General features: G+C 71.3%; 15 protein-coding genes. 10 read left to right on the top strand and 5 right to left on the bottom strand.

Annotated elements, in window-relative coordinates; genetic code table 11:
- Positions 1–27: 27 nt before the first annotated feature.
- The 4 genes from FHR19_RS01970 to FHR19_RS01955 all read left to right on the top strand — a co-directional run bounded on the left by FHR19_RS01970 (position 28) and on the right by FHR19_RS01955 (position 4,973).
- Positions 28–1,353: a PQQ-dependent sugar dehydrogenase gene (locus tag FHR19_RS01970; protein WP_184023670.1), complete on the top strand. Its 1,326-nt coding sequence runs from the start codon at positions 28–30 to the stop codon at positions 1,351–1,353.
- Positions 1,354–1,479: 126 nt separating this feature from the next.
- On the top strand, positions 1,480–4,122 hold the full coding sequence (locus tag FHR19_RS01965; RefSeq protein WP_184025731.1) for an ATP-dependent DNA helicase: 2,643 nt from the start codon (positions 1,480–1,482) through the stop codon (positions 4,120–4,122).
- Positions 4,123–4,133: 11 nt separating this feature from the next.
- On the top strand, positions 4,134–4,670 hold the full coding sequence (locus tag FHR19_RS01960) for a SixA phosphatase family protein (RefSeq protein ID WP_184023669.1): 537 nt from the start codon (positions 4,134–4,136) through the stop codon (positions 4,668–4,670).
- A gap of 3 nt (positions 4,671–4,673) precedes the next feature.
- Positions 4,674–4,973, top strand: a complete 300-nt coding sequence (locus FHR19_RS01955) for a YdeI/OmpD-associated family protein (protein ID WP_184023668.1) — start codon at positions 4,674–4,676, stop codon at positions 4,971–4,973.
- A 39-nt stretch (positions 4,974–5,012) separates the two neighbouring features.
- On the opposite strand, the gene FHR19_RS01950 is transcribed toward FHR19_RS01955, so the two are convergent.
- Positions 5,013–5,711 carry a c-type cytochrome gene (locus FHR19_RS01950; RefSeq protein ID WP_184023667.1) on the bottom strand — a complete coding sequence of 233 codons (699 nt, stop codon included), beginning with the start codon at positions 5,709–5,711 and terminating at the stop codon, positions 5,013–5,015.
- Positions 5,712–5,822: 111 nt separating this feature from the next.
- On the opposite strand from FHR19_RS01950, the gene FHR19_RS01945 reads away from it, so the two are divergent.
- Positions 5,823–6,713, top strand: coding sequence for a prephenate dehydratase (locus FHR19_RS01945; RefSeq protein WP_184023666.1), 891 nt, complete (start codon positions 5,823–5,825; stop codon positions 6,711–6,713).
- Positions 6,714–6,790: 77 nt separating this feature from the next.
- On the opposite strand, the gene nudC is transcribed toward FHR19_RS01945, so the two are convergent.
- The 3 genes from nudC to mutY are packed head-to-tail and all read right to left on the bottom strand — an operon-like array spanning position 6,791 to position 10,037.
- Complete coding sequence (nudC, locus tag FHR19_RS01940; RefSeq protein ID WP_184023664.1) at positions 6,791–7,720, bottom strand: NAD(+) diphosphatase; 930 nt, start codon at positions 7,718–7,720, stop codon at positions 6,791–6,793.
- On the bottom strand, positions 7,666–8,964 hold the full coding sequence (locus FHR19_RS01935) for a serine hydrolase domain-containing protein (protein ID WP_184025730.1): 1,299 nt from the start codon (positions 8,962–8,964) through the stop codon (positions 7,666–7,668). Before FHR19_RS01935 ends, nudC begins: the two co-directional genes overlap by 55 nt.
- Positions 8,961–10,037 (bottom strand): A/G-specific adenine glycosylase, encoded by a 1,077-nt coding sequence (gene mutY, locus FHR19_RS01930; protein ID WP_184023662.1) that lies wholly within the window; start codon positions 10,035–10,037, stop codon positions 8,961–8,963. The genes FHR19_RS01935 and mutY overlap by 4 nt, the downstream gene beginning before the upstream one ends.
- 27 nt (positions 10,038–10,064) lie before the next feature.
- Here mutY and FHR19_RS01925 point away from each other — a divergent pair, with 27 nt between their 5' ends.
- From FHR19_RS01925 to chrA, 5 genes are all read left to right on the top strand, one after another.
- Positions 10,065–10,592, top strand: coding sequence for a DUF721 domain-containing protein (locus FHR19_RS01925; protein ID WP_184023660.1), 528 nt, complete (start codon positions 10,065–10,067; stop codon positions 10,590–10,592).
- Complete coding sequence (locus FHR19_RS01920; protein WP_184023659.1) at positions 10,592–11,251, top strand: DsbA family protein; 660 nt, start codon at positions 10,592–10,594, stop codon at positions 11,249–11,251. The genes FHR19_RS01925 and FHR19_RS01920 overlap by 1 nt, the downstream gene beginning before the upstream one ends.
- Before the next feature lie 30 nt (positions 11,252–11,281).
- Complete coding sequence (locus tag FHR19_RS01915; RefSeq protein WP_184023658.1) at positions 11,282–12,004, top strand: thioredoxin domain-containing protein; 723 nt, start codon at positions 11,282–11,284, stop codon at positions 12,002–12,004.
- 22 nt (positions 12,005–12,026) lie between these two features.
- Positions 12,027–15,431, top strand: a complete 3,405-nt coding sequence (smc, locus tag FHR19_RS01910) for a chromosome segregation protein SMC (RefSeq protein ID WP_184023657.1) — start codon at positions 12,027–12,029, stop codon at positions 15,429–15,431.
- A gap of 125 nt (positions 15,432–15,556) precedes the next feature.
- The gene (gene chrA, locus FHR19_RS01905; RefSeq protein ID WP_184023656.1) at positions 15,557–16,732 is read left to right on the top strand and encodes a chromate efflux transporter; all 1,176 of its coding nucleotides are present in this window, start codon (positions 15,557–15,559) and stop codon (positions 16,730–16,732) included.
- Here the strand turns inward: chrA and FHR19_RS01900 are convergent.
- Positions 16,729–17,604: an LOG family protein gene (locus FHR19_RS01900; RefSeq protein ID WP_184023655.1), complete on the bottom strand. Its 876-nt coding sequence runs from the start codon at positions 17,602–17,604 to the stop codon at positions 16,729–16,731. The genes chrA and FHR19_RS01900 overlap by 4 nt on opposite strands.
- Positions 17,605–17,643: the final 39 nt, after the last annotated feature.

Genomic DNA, 17,643 nt, shown 5'->3' with positions numbered 1-17,643 from the left:
TTCCCGCCGAGCCGCTATCTCAAGGCCATGCGCAAACACATCCTGATCGTCCTCGGCCTGTTGATCGCGTTCGGAGCGGGCGTCTTCTGGTATCTCTCCCGCCCCGATCAGGCGCGGATTCCGATCGAGCAGGTGATGGGCAAGACCCCGCGCATCACCGCGCCGCGCCAGCAATATTTTCCGACGATCGGCATCGCCGATCCGGTGGGCTGGGCGAACGGCGCCAAGCCCGTGCCCGCCGCCGGCCTGGCGGTCGACGCCTTTGCCAGTGGGCTCGACCATCCGCGCTGGATGTATTTGCTGCCCAATGGCGACGTGCTGGTCGCAGAGACCAACGGGCCGAAGCGCGAGGGCGGCGGCATCGTCAAGCGCGTGCAGGCGTGGCTGATCGGCAAGGCGGGCGGCGGCGTCCCCTCCGCCAATCGCATCACCCTGCTGCGCGACGCCGATGGCGATGGCCGGGCGGAGGTGAAGACGCCGCTCATCCAGAACCTCAACTCGCCGTTCGGCATGGCGCTGGTCGGCGACTGGCTCTACGTGGCCAACACCGACGCGCTGGTCCGCTTCCCCTTCAAGGTCGGCCAGACCAGGATCGACGCGAAGCCCGAACTGGTCGTCAAGCTGCCGCCCGCCGGCAATCACTGGAGCCGCAACGTCATCGCCAATCCGAACGGCAGCAGCCTGTTCGTCGCGGTCGGCTCCGATTCCAACATCGGCGAGAACGGCCTCGACCGCGAGAAATACCGCGCCAACATCCTCGAGGTGTTCCCCGAGCAAAAGCTCACCCGAATCTATGCCGCGGGGCTGCGCAATCCCGTCGGCATGGCGATCAACCCCGCCGACAAGACGCTGTGGACCGTCGTCAACGAGCGCGACATGATCGGGTCCGACGTGCCGCCCGATTACCTGACCCGCGTCGAGTTCGGCGGCTTCTATGGCTGGCCGTGGAATTACTGGGGCGGTTACACCGACGAGCGCGTGCAGCCGCAGCGGCTGGACCTGCGCGAATATACCCGCCGTCCCGACTATGCGCTGGGGCCGCACACCGCCTCGCTCGGCCTTGCGTTCAGCGACGCGGTGAAGCTCGGCGGTCGCTATGCCAACGGTGCGTTCATCGGCCAGCACGGCTCGTGGAACCGCGAACCGCCGGCGGGCTACAAGGTGCTGTTCGTGCCGTTCGGCGGCAAGGGCTTCCCCACCGGCGCGCTCCCGACCGAAGTGCTCGGCGGCTTTCTCGACAAGGAAGGCCGCGCACAGGGCCGCCCGGTCGGCGTGATCGGCGACAAGACGGGCGCGCTGCTGGTCGCGGATGATGTCGGCAACGTGATCTGGCGCGTGCGGCCGGCGGGGTGATTTGACGTACCCCGGCGAAGGCCGGGGTACGCCATTGTTGCCAATTCGTTCCCCATCGCCGATAGCCGTCCCGTGCGCGCCTACCCCGCCCTCCACGCCAGCCATGCGGGCATCTGGATCGCCGACATGCTCGGCGCGCGCGCGGTCGGGCGGGGGGAGGCGATCGGGTTCGCCGCCGATACGCCCGCCCTGGTCCTCAACGCGCCGCTGATCGGCCAGCGGCTAGGCCATGCCGAGCTGTCGGGCCTCGACCTGCTCGAACTCTACGCGTTCCTTTTCCCCGCGCGGTTCGTCGTGCCCACCCCCGCCGGCCTCGCCCGGGCGATCGGGCTGGAGCCGCCCGCCGACGACGCGGCGGTCGCGCCGTTCCTGATCGAGGCGACGCAGCGGCTGCTCCAGACCCCGGACGGCGCCTGGCCCGAGCGCGAGGGGGCGTGGCATTCGCTACAGTCGCTCGCCCGCGCGCGCTGGCCCTGGGCGCCGCTGCTCGCCGATCGCATTCCGAAGCCCGCGGTGCCCGAACGCTGGCTGTTCTCGAAGCTGCCCGAATGGGAGGAAGCCGCCCCCCGCCCCGCGCCGCGCACGATCACGCTCGACGAGGAAGTCGTGCTCGGCCGCCTGCACAAGCTGACCGGATCGGGCGCCGAGCAACGCACGGGCCAGCGCCGCTTCGCCATCGCCGCCGCCCACGCCTTTGCCCCGCGCGCCGCGCGCGAGGCGCCGAATATGGTGCTCGCTGAAGCAGGCACCGGCATCGGCAAGACATTGGGCTATCTCGCCCCCGCCTCGCTCTGGGCCGAGAAAGCCGGCGGCGCGGTCTGGGTCTCGACCTTTACCAAGGCGCTGCAACGGCAATTGTCGGCGGAGGGGGCGCGACTGATCCCCGACGCGGCAGAGCGCCGCCGCCGCATCGTCACGCGCAAGGGGCGCGAGAATTACGTCTGCCTGCTCAACCTAGAGGATGCACTTCAGGGCGGGTTCGGCGGGCGCGCCGCGATCCTCGCGCAACTGGTCGCGCGATGGGCCGCCTATACCGCCGATGGCGACATCGTGGGCGGCGACCTGCCCGGCTGGCTACCGACGCTGTTCCGCCGCAACGGATCGACCGCGCTCACGGACCGGCGCGGCGAGTGCGTCTATGCCGGCTGCCCGCATTACCGCAAATGCTTCATCGAGCGGGCGGCGCGCGCGAGTGCCGAGGCCGATCTCGTCATCGCCAACCACGCGCTCGTCATGGTCAACGCCGCGCGCGGGCGCGAGAGCGCGACGCGGCCGACGCGGATCGTCTTCGACGAGGGGCATCACCTGTTCGAGGCAGCCGATTCGATGTTCGGCGTCGCGCTGACGGGTGCCGAGACGATCGAGCTTCGCCGCTGGATCACCGGCCCCGAAAGCGGCGGGCGCGGCCGGCGGCGCGGGCTGTCGGCGCGTCTGTCGGATGTGGCGAGCTATGACGAGGCGGGCGGCCGCGCGATCGCCGACATGGTCGAGGGGGCACGCGCGCTCCCGTCCGAGGGCTGGATCGCCCGCGTCGCGCAGGGCGAACCCTTCGGCGCGATCGAGTCGCTGCTGGGCGCCGTGCGGGGCCTCGTCTACGCCCGCGACGAGGGCGCGGCCGAAGGTGGCTATGGCTTGGAGACCGAACTCGCCGAACCCTCACCCGAACTGGTCGAGGCGGCGGGCGCTGCGGCGGCGGCGCTGGATGCGCTCGTCCGGCCGATGGTGGCGCTCGGGCATCGGCTGGAGGCGGTGCTGGCGGACGGCCCCGACTGGCTCGACGGACCGGCGCGGGCGCGGATCGAGGGGGCGATCGCCTCATTGGGCTGGCGGCGCGACATGGTGGGGGCGTGGAGCGCGCTGGTCCAGCGCATCGGTGGCCCCGCCGATCCCGATCATGTCGACTGGCTGGCGGTCGACCGGGTCGAGGGGCGCGAATACGACATGGGCCTGCACCGGCGCTGGCTCGATCCCACGCGCCCCTTTGCCGAAACGGTGCTGAAGCCCGCGCACGGCGTCGTCGTCGCGTCGGCGACGCTGCGCGCCGGCGGCGACTGGGACGTGGCGGAGGCGCGGTCGGGCGCCCAGCACCTGACCCTCGCCCCCCACCGGTTCGAGGCGGCGAGCCCGTTCGATTATGCCGCCAATGCACGCGTCCTCCTCGTCAACGACGTGAAGCGCGGCGATGTGCCGGCGCTCGCCAATGCCTATGCCCGGCTGATCGTGGCAAGCGGAGGCGGGGTGCTCGGCCTGTTCACCGCGATCCGGCGGCTGCGCGGCGTTCACGCCCGCATCGCCGACCGGCTCGCGCGCGAAGGGCTGCCGCTGCTCGCCCAGCATGTCGATCCGATCGACACGGGGACGCTGGTCGACATCTTTCGCGACGATCCCAAGGCATCGCTGATCGGCACCGATGCGCTGCGCGACGGGGTGGACGTGCCCGGCCGGTCGCTGCGCCTTGTCGTCATGGAGGGGGTACCCTGGCCCAAGCCCTCCGTCCTCCACGCCGCGAGGAAACTGGCGATGGGGGGCAAGGCTTATGACGACCGGATCGTCCGCGCCCGCCTTGCCCAGGCGTTCGGGCGGCTGATCCGCCGTGCCGACGATCGGGGGGCGTTCGTGCTGCTGTCCTCCGCCTGCCCGACGCGGCTGCTCGACGCCTTTCCGCCGGGCACGTGCGTCGATCGTGTCAGCCTAGACGAGGCATGCGAGATCGCGGCGGCACTGGCCTTTGCGCCCGCCATCGGGCAAGAGGGCGCCGTCACGATATAAACGGAGAGCCCATGCCGAGCCTGACGCTGCTGCGCCACGCCAAGTCGAGCTGGGACGATACCGTCACCCGCGATTTCGACCGCCCGCTCAACACCCGCGGCCGCCGCGCCGCCGTCGTCGTCGGCACGTGGATGAAGCGTGAGGGGCTTGCGTTCGACCATATCGTCGCCTCCCCCGCGGTCCGCGTGATCGAGACGCTGGAGGGGGTGATCGAGGGCTATGGCCAGCCGATCGCGCCCGACTGGGACAAGCGCATCTACCTCGCCTCCTCGGCGACATTGCTCGATCTGGTGCGCGAGTTTCCCGTGGATTGCGAGCACGCGCTGATGGTCGGCCACAATCCGGGGCTGGAGGACCTCGTCCTCGGTCTCGTCGCCGAGACGGGCGGATCGCCGCTCAGGGGCGAGGTCGAGGCGAAATATCCGACCGCGGCGGTCGCGGTGCTGCGCTGGGACGGCGGATGGGCCGATGCGCGAGAGGGCGGCGCGACGCTCGACCGCTTCGTGCGCCCGCGCGACCTGGCCGAAGGGCTCGGCCCCGACGACTGAGCCATGACCGATCCGCTGCCCGCCGGGACGGTCCACGCGCTGCCCGCCGACCTGGCGGCGGCGCTGGGGGAGGTTGCCGCGGCGTGGCGCGCGCTGACGCCGCTCACTCGCAACGAGTTCATCTGCTGGATCGAGGATGCGAAGCGCACCGCCACTCGCGCGCAACGCATCGCGCGCACCGTCGGCGAGATCGCCGCGGGCAAGCGCCGACCCTGTTGCTGGCCCGGCTGTATCCACCGCGACGACAAGCCGCCGGGCCGCTGGCAACAGGCGACGCTGAACGAAAAAGGGCGCCGCGGCTGATCCGCGACGCCCTTTCGACACTCGGAAGGCCGAGCGGCCTTACTTCTTGACCTCTGCCGCCTTCTCCGCCGCGGCGGGATCGACCGACGGCGCGCCCGAGGCGGGGACCGCGCGATCTTCTATGTCGGCGGTCGGCGTCCCCTCGGTCACGTTGGCGGCAGCGGCGTTCTCGCTCGGCGTCTCGCCCTCGGCCGCAGGGGCAGCGCCCGCAGCGGGCGCGGCCGGCAGCGGCAGATTCGAGCCCTGCGAGTTCAGATACGCGATCACGTTCGCGCGCTCCTGCGGGTTCGACAGGCCGGCGAAGCTCATCTTGGTGCCCGGTGCGTACTTGCGCGGGCTGGTCAGCCACTTGTTGAGCGATTCGAAGTCCCAGTTGCCCTGGATCGACTTCAGCGCGTCCGAATAGGCGAAGCCGGCCTGGTGGCCGTGCGGCTTGCCGAGGATGGCGTAGAGGTTCGGACCGATCCCGGCCGCGCCGCCTGAATTGATCGTGTGGCAAGAGGCGCACTTCTTGAACACTTCGGCCCCCGCGGCCGGATCGGCGGTTGCGAGCAGCGAGGCGATCGGCACTTCGGCCGCGGCGCCGCCGGCGCCCGCCTCGACCACGCCCTCGACCGGATAGCCGGGCTTTTCGGGCGCTTCGCTGTCGTACACCATCCCGCTGACGATCGTCAGGCCAAGGGCCGCGACGCATCCTGCCAGAACCCAGCCCGCGATCGTGTTCGTACGATTGTCCATTGCGCTGCCGATTGCCCGTTCAAAATGAAAATCGGCCTTCCCTTAGAGGCGGTTTCCAGGCGCGGCAAGCCGCGGTTGCGCTGCGGCGAGGCGAGGGGTAGGCGCGCGGCCATGGAACAGTTCGCCGCCCCCGCCCGCCCGCTGGTCGCGGCGATGACACAGGCCGCCGCCGCCGCGCCCGACCGCGCGGTCGCGTTTCAGGGTGCGCCGGGCGCCAACAGCCATGTTGCGCTGGCACAGGCGTTTCCGGGCGCGCTGCCGCTTCCCTGTTTCGATTTCGCCGACGCGATCGACGCGGTGCGCGACGGGCGCGCCGATTGCGCGATCATCCCGATCGAGAACTCGCTACACGGCCGCGTCGCCGACATCCATTTCCTGCTGCCCGAATCGGGGTTGGTCATCACCGGCGAGCATTTCCTGCCGATCCGCCACGCGCTGCTCGGCACCGGCACCCGCGACGAGGTGGTGGAGGCGATCAGCCATCCGCAGGCGCTTGGCCAATGCCGCCACTGGCTGCGCGCGCATGGCATCCGGCCGGTGAGCTATCCAGATACTGCGGGCGCCGCCGCGCTGGTGGCCGAGCGCCGCGAGCCGGGCACCGCCGCACTAGCCCCCGCCGCCGCCGCGCCGCTCTATGGCCTCAACGTCCTCGCCGACGATATCGCCGATGGGGAGCATAACGTGACGCGCTTCGTCGTCCTCGCCCGCGGCTCGCGCCCGCTGGTGGGAGATGGGCCGTTCATGACGACGCTGATCTTCGCGGTGAAGAACGTGCCCGCTGCCCTCTACAAGGCGCTGGGCGGGTTCGCGACCAACGGCGTCAACATGACCAAGCTGGAAAGCTATCAGCGCGGCGCGAGTTTCGCGGCGACCGAGTTCTACGCCGACATTACCGGGCGGCCAGGCGACGCGAATGTGGACCGCGCGCTGGAGGAGCTGGGCTTCCACTCGGCCTGGGTGCGGGTGCTGGGGAGCTACCCGCAGGCGCTGGATCGGGGGTAAATCCCTCCGTCATCCCGGACTTGATTCGGGATCCCGCTTCTTCTTGTTCGAGCGTCAAAAGGCAGCGAGACCCCGGATCAAGTCCGGGGTGACGAGTGGGTTTGGTCCACCCACCATTTCAGCAGCGTGTGCGCGATCGCATAGGGCGGCGGCGCGATGAACCGGGCACCAGCCTTCCCCGCCAACGCCGCGGCCACGTCTGCGTGGCTCGCCCAGAAGCAATCCTCGAGCTCGCTGGTATCCACGTCCAGCGCATCGTCCTCCGCCGTCGAAACGCACGCGATCATCAGTTGCGACGGGAACGGCCAGGGCTGGCTGGCGACATAGCGCACGTCGTGGACGCGGACGCCCGCTTCCTCGGTCAATTCGCGTGCGACCGCCTCCTCGATCGATTCGCCCGGCTCGACGAAGCCCGCGAGCGCCGAATAGCGCCCCGGCGGCCAGCCTAGCCCGCGCCCGACCAGCACGCGCCCGTCATGTTCGGCGAGCATGATGACGACCGGATCGGTGCGCGGGAAATGTTGCGCGGCGCAACTCGGGCATTCGCGCGCCCAGCCGCCCTTAGCGAAATCGCTTGGAGATCCGCAGCGCGCGCAGAAGCGGTGCCGGCCGTGCCAGTCGCTGATGCTCCGCGCCTCGGCATAGAGCGCCATCTCCTCATGCGGGAGCGCGCCGAGTGCGTTCATGAGGTCGGGGCCACGGCGCGCGCCCTCGGTCCTCCCGTCGGGCAGCGCCGCGAAAAGCGGTACGCCATCCGCCAGCCCCAGAAGAATGAGATCGCGCTCCCCCGGCTCGACCGCACGCCACGCCAGCCGCCCGCCCTCGATCACCGGATCGAGCCCATCCAGCCGCAGCACGCGCGCCGCCGGATCGGCCGCCGCCGCAGCCAAACCCGCGGGATCGGCGCGCAGCCGGTCGGCGCGGTCGATCCCCGCGCCGGTAAAACCCGGCCTCACCGCTTCAGGTCGCCGTACAGCGCCTTGATGATGTCGGTGCGCAGCGGCCATTTCTCCGCGGGGAAGTAATTGACCATGCCGACGCCGCGTACGCGCTTCTTCGGGTCGACGAACGCGATCGTGCCGGCGGCACCACCCCAGCCATAGGTGCCCGCCCCCGGCCCGCCGGGCACGTCCTGCAAGAGCACCGATCCGCCCGCGCCGAAGCCGGTGTTCGGCCCCGCGCTGCCGCCCGTCGCCGCGTCGATCCGCGTATAGCTGACGCCCACGGGCAGCAGGTTCGACATGGCGAGCCGCGCGGTCTCCGGCTTCAGGATGCGCTTGCCGTCCAGCGTCCCGTAATGCTGGAGCATCGCGAGGAAGCGGTCATAATCGCGCGCCGACATGACCAGGCCCGCGCCGCCATAGGGAAAGCTCGGCGGGTCGAGGAACACCGACGTCGCGCCGGGATCGAGCGGCACGAGGTTGTCGCCCACCCACGCATTGTTGTCGGCCAGCCGCCCGGCCTCGCTCGCCGGCACCTGGAAGAAGCTCGACTTCATGCCGAGCGGATCGAAGATGCGCGTCTGGACGAACCGCTCGAACGGCATCTTCGCTGCCGCCTCGATCACCGCGCCCAGCACATCGAGGCCGATGGAGTAGCTCCACTTGGTCCCCGGATCGGCGATCAGCGGCAGCGTCGCGGTGCGCTCGGCGAATTCCTTGAGCGATTTGGGCCGCACTGCCTTCCCCTGCGCCTCGGTCTGCCGGTTGAGCGCGGCGGGGATGATGCCCAGCCGCTCATATTCCTTGAGCAGCGGCCCCTTGGTGATGATGTTGTAGCCGAGGCCCGCGGTGTGGGTCAGGAGGTGCCGCACCGTGATCTCACGCGCCGCGGGGCGGCTGGCGAGGCTGTTGTCGGGATCGGTCAGCACCTTCATCGACTTGTAGGCCGGAAAGAAGTCGCTGATCGGCTGGTCGAGCTTGAGTTTGCCTTCCTCGACCAGGATCATCGCGGCGATGCCGGTGATCGGCTTGGTCATCGAATAGACGCGCCAGAGCGTGTCGGGCGTCGCCGCAGCAGCGTTGGGCGCGAGCCCGATACGCCCCTTGGCGAGCAGCAGCGGCGGCGCGTCGTCATGCCCGACCGCGACGGCGATGCCGGGCGTCCGCTTCTCGGCGACATACAGGTCGACGAGGGCGCGGACGACGGGCAGCTCGGCCTTCGCCGGCGCGGCGGGCGTGGGCTTGCGCGCGGCCTGTGCCGCCAGCGGCATCGGCAGCGCGAGTGCCGCCATCATCGCCGTGCCGATCATCCACCGCATCCGCCATCCTCCCGAAACAATTTCGCTGCCCTGGCAAAGACGGTGGGCAGCCCCGCCGACTCGATGTCGGCGATCGGCCACCACTCGCCCTCACCCGGCGGGGTGTGCCCGTCCCACCGGGCGGCGGCAAGCGCGCAGACGAGCTCGAAATGGGTGAAACCGTGCGTCGCGGTCGCGGGCAGAACCCGCCAGTCGGCCGCGACCGGCGCGCCGGTCAGGGCAGGCGGCGTGTCCTGCCATGGCCCGGTCGGCAGCGCGCGCATCCCGCCCAGCAGGCCCTTCTCCGGTCGGCGGACCAGCCACACGCGGTCCTCGTGCGTCAGCCAGAACATCGTCCCCCGCCGTACCGGCCGCACCTTCTTCGCGGCCTTCACTGGATAGCGCTCCGGCGCGCCCTCCATCCGCGCGGCACAAGGACCGGCGATCGGGCAAAGCAGACACTTCGGGTTGCGCGGCGTGCAGATGCGCGAGCCGAGGTCCATCATCGCCTGCGCGAAGTCGCCCGCTCGCACATCAGGCGTGATCGAATCGGTCGCCGCGCGGATCGCCGGCTTGACCGCTGGCATCGGCGTCTCGATCGCCAACAGGCGCGCGACCACGCGCTCGACGTTGCCGTCCACGACCACCGCCCGCCGCCCGAACGCGATCGCGGCGATAGCGGCGGCGGTATAGGCGCCGATGCCGGGGATGGTCAGCAGCGCCGCTTCGGTGTCGGGCAGCCGCCCGCCATGCTCGGCGACAACGGCGCGCGCGCCCTTCAACAGGTTGCGGGCGCGGGCGTAATAGCCGAGGCCCGCCCACATCGACATGACCTCGGCATCGTCGGCGGCGGCGAGGCTCGCAAAATCAGGCCAGCGCGCGGTCCATCGCTCGAAATAGGGGATGACGGTCGCGACCTGCGTCTGCTGGAGCATGACCTCGGACAGCCAGACGCGGTACGGCCCCGCCGGATCGTTCGCGGGCGCGGGCGATCCGGGCGGCGCGCGCCACGGCAGTACGCGCGCTTCAGCATCATACCAAGCCAATAACGGAGCGGCGATTTGGGGCGACACCTTGTTGGACACGCCCCGCCTATGGCATGGCTTCGCGCGATGACGAAGCCGCGCCAGCCCCGGCCGACCCCTGCCCCGCCGCCGCGCTCGAACCGGGCGCGTGCGGTCAGCGAGCTGCTGCCCGACATCGGCGGGGCGGCGTTCAGGAAGTTCGGCTTCGTCCAGTCCTCGATCGTCAGCCGCTGGGTCGAGATCGTCGGTGAACGCTATGCCCGCGTGTCCAGCCCCGAATCGATCCGCTTCCCGCAGGGGCAGCGCGCAGAGGGCGTGCTCACGCTCACCGTCGTCGGCGCACACGGCCCGATGATGCAGCATATCGCGCCCGAGATCGTCGAGCGCGTGAACCGCTTCTTCGGCTATGCCGCGGTCGCGCGCGTTGTGTTCCGCCAGGGCGAGGTGCGCCGCCCGACACGCCCCGCCCCGCGCCCGGCACCTCGCCCGGTCCCCGCCGACCTCTCCGACAGCCTGCGCGCGATCGCCGACCCCGAATTGAAGGCAGTGCTCGAGGCGCTCGCCTCGGGCCTTGGCGATCCCGTCCCCATTCCCGTTCTCGGCAAGGTTCGTTGATGCGTTTTCTGAAGATCCTGCTGGCGCTCATGCTCGGGCTGGCCGCCGGCGCCGCGATGGCGCAGGCGAAGCGCGACTGGCGCACCGTCGTCACGCCGTCGCCCACCGGCACCTGGGTGATCGGCAATCCGGCGGCCAAGGTGAAGCTGGTCGAATATCTGAGCTACACCTGCCCGCATTGCGGCGACTTCACCCGCGAATCGAAGCCGGTGCTGATGGACCAGTTCGTCCGTTCGGGCTCGGTCAGCCTCGAAGTGCGCCACGCCGTTCGCGACGGCCTCGACCTTGCCGCCGCGATGTACGCGCGCTGTGCCGGACCGCGCAATTTCCCCGCCGTCCACGGTGCGATCTTCGCGAACCAGAAGGCGCTGCTCGAGAAGGGCGTCAGCATCACCCCTCCGCCCGGCGGCGACCGCGATGCGGCGCTGAAGGCGATCGCCGACGGATCGGGCCTCACCGCGCTCGTCCGGCCGCGGCTCGCCAAGGCGCCCGGCGTCTGCCTGACCGATGCGGCGACGCGCGAGCAACTGATCGCCGGCACCCGCGCCGCCTTCGACAAGATCGCCGGCACGCCCGCGTTCGAGCTCAACGGCGAGCTTATCCAGGGCACCGACTGGGCGCGCCTCGAACCGCGGCTGCGTGCCGCCGGCGCGCGCTGAACCCCGCTTCCTCCCGGAGAACCAGACAAGATGCGTTCGATCCTGATCCTCGCCCCGCTCGCCATGCTCGCTGCCTGTGGCGGCGGCTCGGCCGGCAACAGCTCTGCCCCCGCCGCGCCCGTAGAGGGTGCCAAGCCGCCCGCGGGCCAGCAGTGGAGCCAGGTCGTCAGCGAGACGCCCGAGGGCGGCTATCGCATGGGCAATCCCGATGCGCCGGTAAAGCTTCTCGAATACGGCTCGCGCACCTGCCCCGCCTGCGGCGCGTTCGCGCGCGAAGGGTTCGAGCCGCTGACCAAGCTGGTCGAGACGGGCAAGGTCAGCTTCGAGTTCCGCGACTTCCTGATCCACGGCGCGCCCGACGTGGCGAGCGCGGTGCTCGGCCGCTGCGCCGGCACCGGCGCGTTCTTCCCGCTCCTCGAGCAGATGTACGCCAATCAGGCCGCGACGCTCGACAAGCTTCAGGCCGCCCCTCCAGAGCTTCAGGCGCGCCTCCAGAACATGGCCCCCGCGCAACAGGTCGCCGCGATCGCCGAGCAGGCGGGCTATATCGACTTCGTCAAGCAGCGCGGCATCCCGGAGGACAAGGCGCGCCAGTGCCTAGCCGACATGGGCACCATCCAGAAGCTGGTCAGCGTGACCGAAAAGGCGACCGAGGTTCAGGGCACCCCCACCTTCATCGTCAACGGCGAGAAGGTCGAGGGCGTCGTGCGCTGGGCCGATCTGGAGGCCGAGCTGAAGAAGCGGGGCGCCTGATCCAGCAGGCGCGGCCGCTTCGATGCAGATCACGCGGCTGCGCCTGACGGGCTTCAAGAGCTTCGTCGATCCCGCCGACCTTCGGATCGAGCCGGGGCTGACCGGCGTGGTCGGCCCCAATGGCTGCGGCAAGTCCAACCTGCTCGAGGCGCTGCGCTGGGCGATGGGCGAAAGCTCCGCCCGGTCGCTGCGCGGCGCGGGGATGGAGGACGTGATCTTCGCGGGCACCGCCACCCGCCCCCAGCGCGACTTTGCCGAGGTGGCAATCTACGCGGTTGCCGGCGACGACGAGGAGGTCGAGGTCGTCCGCCGGATCGAGCGCGGGGCCGGCTCCGCCTATCGCCTGAACGGCCGCGACGTGCGCGCGCGCGACGTGGCGCTGCTCTTCGCCGATGCGGCGACGGGCGCGCATTCGCCAGCGCTGGTCAGCCAGAACCGGATCAGCGCGGTCATCTCGGCCAAGCCCGTCGAACGCCGCGCGATGCTGGAGGAAGCCGCGGGCATCGCCGGCCTGCACGTCCGCCGCAAGGAGGCGGAGACGCGGCTGCGCGCGACCGAGACCAATCTCCAGCGCCTCGGTGAGCTGATCGCCGACCAGGACACGCGCATCGCCACGCTGCGCCGGCAGGCGCGGCAGGCCGAGCGCTATCGCTCGCTCAGCGATCAGGTGCGAACGGCCGAGGGGCGCCTCATCTTCGCCCGCTGGCGTGACGCCGCCGCCGCCGCCGATGCCGCGCGGGCCGAGGCAAAGGCGGCAGAGACGCGCGTGACCGATGCCACGTCGGCGCATGAGGCGGCCGAGAGCGCGCAGGTCGCGGCGCAGACCTTGCTCGCCGAGGCGCGCGCCGCGGCGCAATCCGCGCGCGATGCCGCGGCCGACGCGCAGCACCGGCTTGAGAATATCGCGCGTGAGCGGCGGGGAATCGAACGCCGCCTCGACGATCTCGCCGCTGCCGCCGCGCGGCTGGAGGGTGACCGCGCGCGCGAGGGCGACCTTGCCCGCGATGCGGCTGATGCGATCGCCCGCCTGACCGCCGAAGCGACGACGCTGGAAGCACGCATCGCCGCGGATGCCGCGCGCCTGCCGACGCTCGACTTCACGCTCGCCGAGGCGGAGCGCGCCGCGCGCGATGCCGAGGTCGCGTTGGCACAGGCGGTCGCCGCACAGGCGCAGGAGGCCGCCGAAGTCCGTGTCGCCGACGCCGCGCTCGCCGCCGCGGGCCAGCGGTTCGACCGCGCCGAGCGCGATGCCGCGCGGCTGGCGGCGGAGGCAGCGGGGCTCGCCGATCCCGCACCGCTCAAGGCACAGGGCGAGGCCGCCGCGCTTGCGAAGCGACAGGCGCACGACCGCGCCGCCGCCGCGCGGCGAACGCTTGCCGAGGCCGAAGCGAACGAGCGCGCGGCGATCGACGGCCGCCAGCGCGCTGACGCCGCGCGTGCCACTGCGCAGGCCGAACTCGCCGCGCTCGATAGCGAGGCGGCGGTGCTGACCCGCGCCACCCGCCCCGGTTCGCGCGCGCGCCTGCTCGATCAGGTGCGTGCCGCCCCCGGCTACGAACGCGCGCTCGCCGCCGCGCTCGGCGATGATCTGGAAGCCGGGGTGAATAGCGCCGAGGACCGCCACTGGGCCGGCGCCGAGCCACAGCCGAGCGATCCCGCCGCACCCGCCGGCACCGCCGCGCTCGCCGCGCATGTCGAGGCGCCACACGCGCTGGCCCGCCGGCTGGCGCAGATCTTTGTCGCCGACACCGACGATGGCCGCGCGCTCGCCGTGGGGCAGCGGCTGGTGACGCTGCAAGGCGTGCTACGCCGCTGGGACGGCTTCGTCGCGAGCGGCAGCGGGGCGGCGGCGGCAGAGCGACTCGAGCGCCTCAACCGCCTTCGCATCATCGAGGCAGCGCGCCCCGCCGCGGTCCGCGCGGTCGAAAGCGCCGAGGCGGAAGCAGCGCGAATCGCCGCCGCGATCGCCGACGCCCGCGGCGCTGCGACCGAAGCGCGCCGGATCATCGAAGCGAGCGACCGCGCCGAGCGCGAGGCGACGCGCGACGAGGATCGCGCCGCCGCCGCGCTCGAACGGCTGTCGGCACAGGCCGCCGACCTCGCCCAGCGCCGCGAACGAACCGCCTGCGACCGGCGCGAGGCCGAAAGCGACGTCGCGCGCGCGAAGATAGTCGTCGCCGCGCTGCCGGACGGATCGGCCACGCGCGCGAAAGTCGGGACCCTCTCGACCGCCGCTGAAACCGCTCGCGCGGCAGTGGCGGAAGCCCGCGCCGACCGCAGCGCGCTAGACCGCAGCCTCGCCCTCGACCGCGAGCGTCGTACCCTTGCGCAAGCCGAGGCGAAAAGCTGGCGCATGCGCGCGGGGGAGGCGGCCAAGCGGATCGCCGAACTCGACAAGCGCGCGGCCGAGGGGGAGGCCGAGCGGCTGAGGCTGGCCGGGCGGCCCGCCGCGCTGCTCGCGCAGCAAAGCGACGCCGACGCCCGCGCGCGCGAAGCCATGGCCGGTGCGACCGCAAGCGCCGCCGCCGAGCGGACCGCCGAAACCGCGCTGCGCGATGCCGAGGCGCAGTCTCGCCGGACTGCCGAAACGCTCGCCGCCGCCCGGGAAACGCGGGCAGGCGCTGCCGCCCGTGCCGAGAACCAGGACCTGCGCCGGATCGAGATGGGCCGCGTTTCCGGCGAACGGTTCGAGTGTCCGCCGCCGCTGCTCCCCGAACGCGCGGGCTTCGACGCGGGCGAAGTCGGCGACCCGCAGGACGAAAGCGCTCGCCACGACCGCTTGGTCGCCGAACGAGAGCGAATCGGCCCCGTCAACCTGATCGCCGAACGCGAACTCGCCGAGTTGGAGGGCGAGCGAACGAAGGGCGCGGCCGAGATCGCCGAACTGGAGGCCGCCGTCCACCGCCTGCGCGGTTCGATCGGGACGCTCAATCGCGAGGGGCGTCAGCGCCTGCTTGCCGCGTTCGAGGCAGTGGACGGCCATTTCCGCCGGCTGTTCACGACGCTGTTCGATGGGGGGCAGGCGCACCTGACGCTGATCGATTCGGACGACCCGCTAGAGGCAGGGCTGGAGATCATGGCGCAGCCGCCGGGCAAGAAGCTGCAATCGCTGACATTGCTGTCCGGCGGCGAACAGGCGCTGACCGCGGTCGCGCTGATCTTCGGCCTGTTCCTCACCAACCCCGCGCCGATCTGCGTGCTGGACGAGGTCGACGCGCCGCTCGACGACGCGAATATCGACCGTTTCTGCGACCTGCTCGACCGGATGACGCGGGAGACCGCGACCCGATACCTCATCGTCACGCACAATGCCGCGACGATGAGCCGGATGCACCGCCTGTTCGGCGTGACGATGGTCGAACGCGGGGTCAGCCGGCTGGTCAGCGTCGACCTCTCCGCCGCCGAAACGCTGATCGCCGCCGAGTAGGCTTGCCAAGCGGCACGACCCGCGTCAGCAATGCGGCCACGGGCCTTTCGCGGACGCCCGTTCAGATGGCCCGCCATCCAAGTCCGCTCCCTGGTCCGTGTCCGCACGGCATCGGAGCGAACCGAATGACGATCGAAGCCCGTCCGCCTGCCCTCACCCTGCCGCAGCTCTTCTGGCGGTTCCTGCGCTTTGGCATGGCCGCGTTCGGCGGGCCGGTCGCACAGATCGCGATGGTGCGAGAGGCGCTGGTCGAGCGCGAACGCTGGATCGACGGCCCGCGCTTCAACCGCCTGCTGGGCGTGATGCAGGTGCTGCCCGGGCCGGAGGCGCACGAATTGTGCGTGCACATGGGGATGCTGGCACGCGGGCGAATTGGCGGGCTGCTCGCCGGGCTCGGCTTCATGCTGCCGGGGTTCGTGCTGATGATGGCGGCCGGCGCGCTCTATGTCCGGCTGGTGGAGGGGCGCGCGGGGCTGGAGGGCGTGCTGCTCGGCGTGCAGGCGGCGGTGCTCGGCGTCATCGTCCGCGCAGTGTGGCGGATCGGCAGCCATATCCTGACCGACCGGATCGCGATCGGCATTGCGGTCGTCTCGCTGGCGGCGACGCTGGCGGGCACGCCGTTCTGGCTCCTCCTCGCCGCCGCCGGGATCGCAAGCGTGGTGACGGCGGGGTGGCCAGTGCTCGCGGTCGTTGCCGCGGCAGCGATTGCGGGACTGTTGCTGCCCGGTAGCGCGATCCACGATACGGCGCCCGTCGCCGCCACGACCGCGACGCTCGGCGCGCTGTTCCTCGCGGGGTTGAAGGGCGGGCTTCTCACCTTCGGCGGCGCCTATACCGCCATCCCCTATGTGCGCGCCGACACGGTGGGGCGCGGGTGGTTGAGCGACGGCGCGTTCCTCGACGGCGTGGCGGTGGCGGGGCTGCTGCCCGCGCCGCTGGTCATCTTCGCGACGTTCGCGGGCTATGTCGCGGGCGGGCCGATGGGGGCGCTGGCGATCACTGCGGGGATGTTCCTGCCCGCCTTCGCCTTTTCGATGATCTTCTTCGAGCGGCTGGAGGCGATCGTTGCCGACCCGCGCCTCCACCGTGCGCTCGATGGCGTGGCGGCCGCGGTGGTCGGGATCATCGCCGCAACCGTCGTCGACCTCGGCATCGGCACCGCTGAGCGCACGCCCGCGCCGCTTGTCACCGCGGCGATCTTCGTTGCCGCGTGCGCGGCGGCGTGGCGGCTCAAGGGCGGCTGGGTGACGCCCGCCATCGTCGCGGCGGGCGCCCTCAGCGGCTGGGCGGCGATCGGTTAAGCGGCCGCCGCTTCCTTCTCGCGCCAGAAGCGCTGGACGATCTCCCAGCCCTCCTCGGCGCTTTCGACCCAGGTGATGAGGTCGAGGTCCTTGGGGCCGATCACCCCCTCCTCGCACAACGCCTCGAAGCTGACGACGCGCTCCCAGAAGTCGCGGCCATAGAACAGGACGGGGATCCGCTCGACCTTGCCCGTTTGCATCAGGGTCAGCAGCTCGAACGCCTCGTCGAACGTGCCGAAGCCGCCGGGGAACACCGCCACCGCCCGCGCGCGCAAGAGGAAGTGCATCTTGCGCAGCGCGAAATAGTGGAACTGCATCGACAGCGACGGGGTGACATAGGCATTGGGCGCCTGTTCGTGCGGCAGGACGATGTTGAGGCCCACCGATTCGGCGCCGACATCGGTCGCGCCGCGGTTGGCCGCCTCCATGATCGACGGCCCGCCGCCCGAGCACACGACGAAGTGCCGTGCCCCGCTCTCGTCGCGCGGAAACACGCTGGCGAGGCGGGCGAGTTCGCGTGCGATGTCGTAATATTTCGCCTTCTCGGCCAGCCGCTCGGCCACCTTGCGGCCGGGACCGTCGCCGGCGAGCTCGAGCAGCGCCGCCGCCTTGTCGGGCTCGGGGATGCGCGCCGAGCCGTACATGACGAAGGTCGAAGCGATCTTCGCCTCGTCGAGCAGGAGCTGCGGCTTCAGCAGCTCGAGCTGGAAGCGGACGGGACGCAGATCCTCGCGCAGCAGGAAGTCGAGGTCCTGGAACGCCAGCTTGTAGGCCGGATCCTCGGTCTGCGGGGTCGTCGTGCCCGTACGGGCGGTGGCGGCATCTTCGTCGGCGCGGCGAAAGACGCGCGACGGCACTCGTGTATCGGTCATTTGCCCGCCCTTAGCCGAGCGCGTGGTCGAGCGAAAGCG

The organism is Sphingomonas yantingensis (assembly GCF_014199325.1).
In the GTDB taxonomy this organism is placed as follows: domain Bacteria; phylum Pseudomonadota; class Alphaproteobacteria; order Sphingomonadales; family Sphingomonadaceae; genus Sphingomonas; species Sphingomonas yantingensis.
The sequence above is the reverse complement of the archived record's forward strand: the minus strand, read 5'-3'. Positions and strand labels throughout refer to the sequence as shown.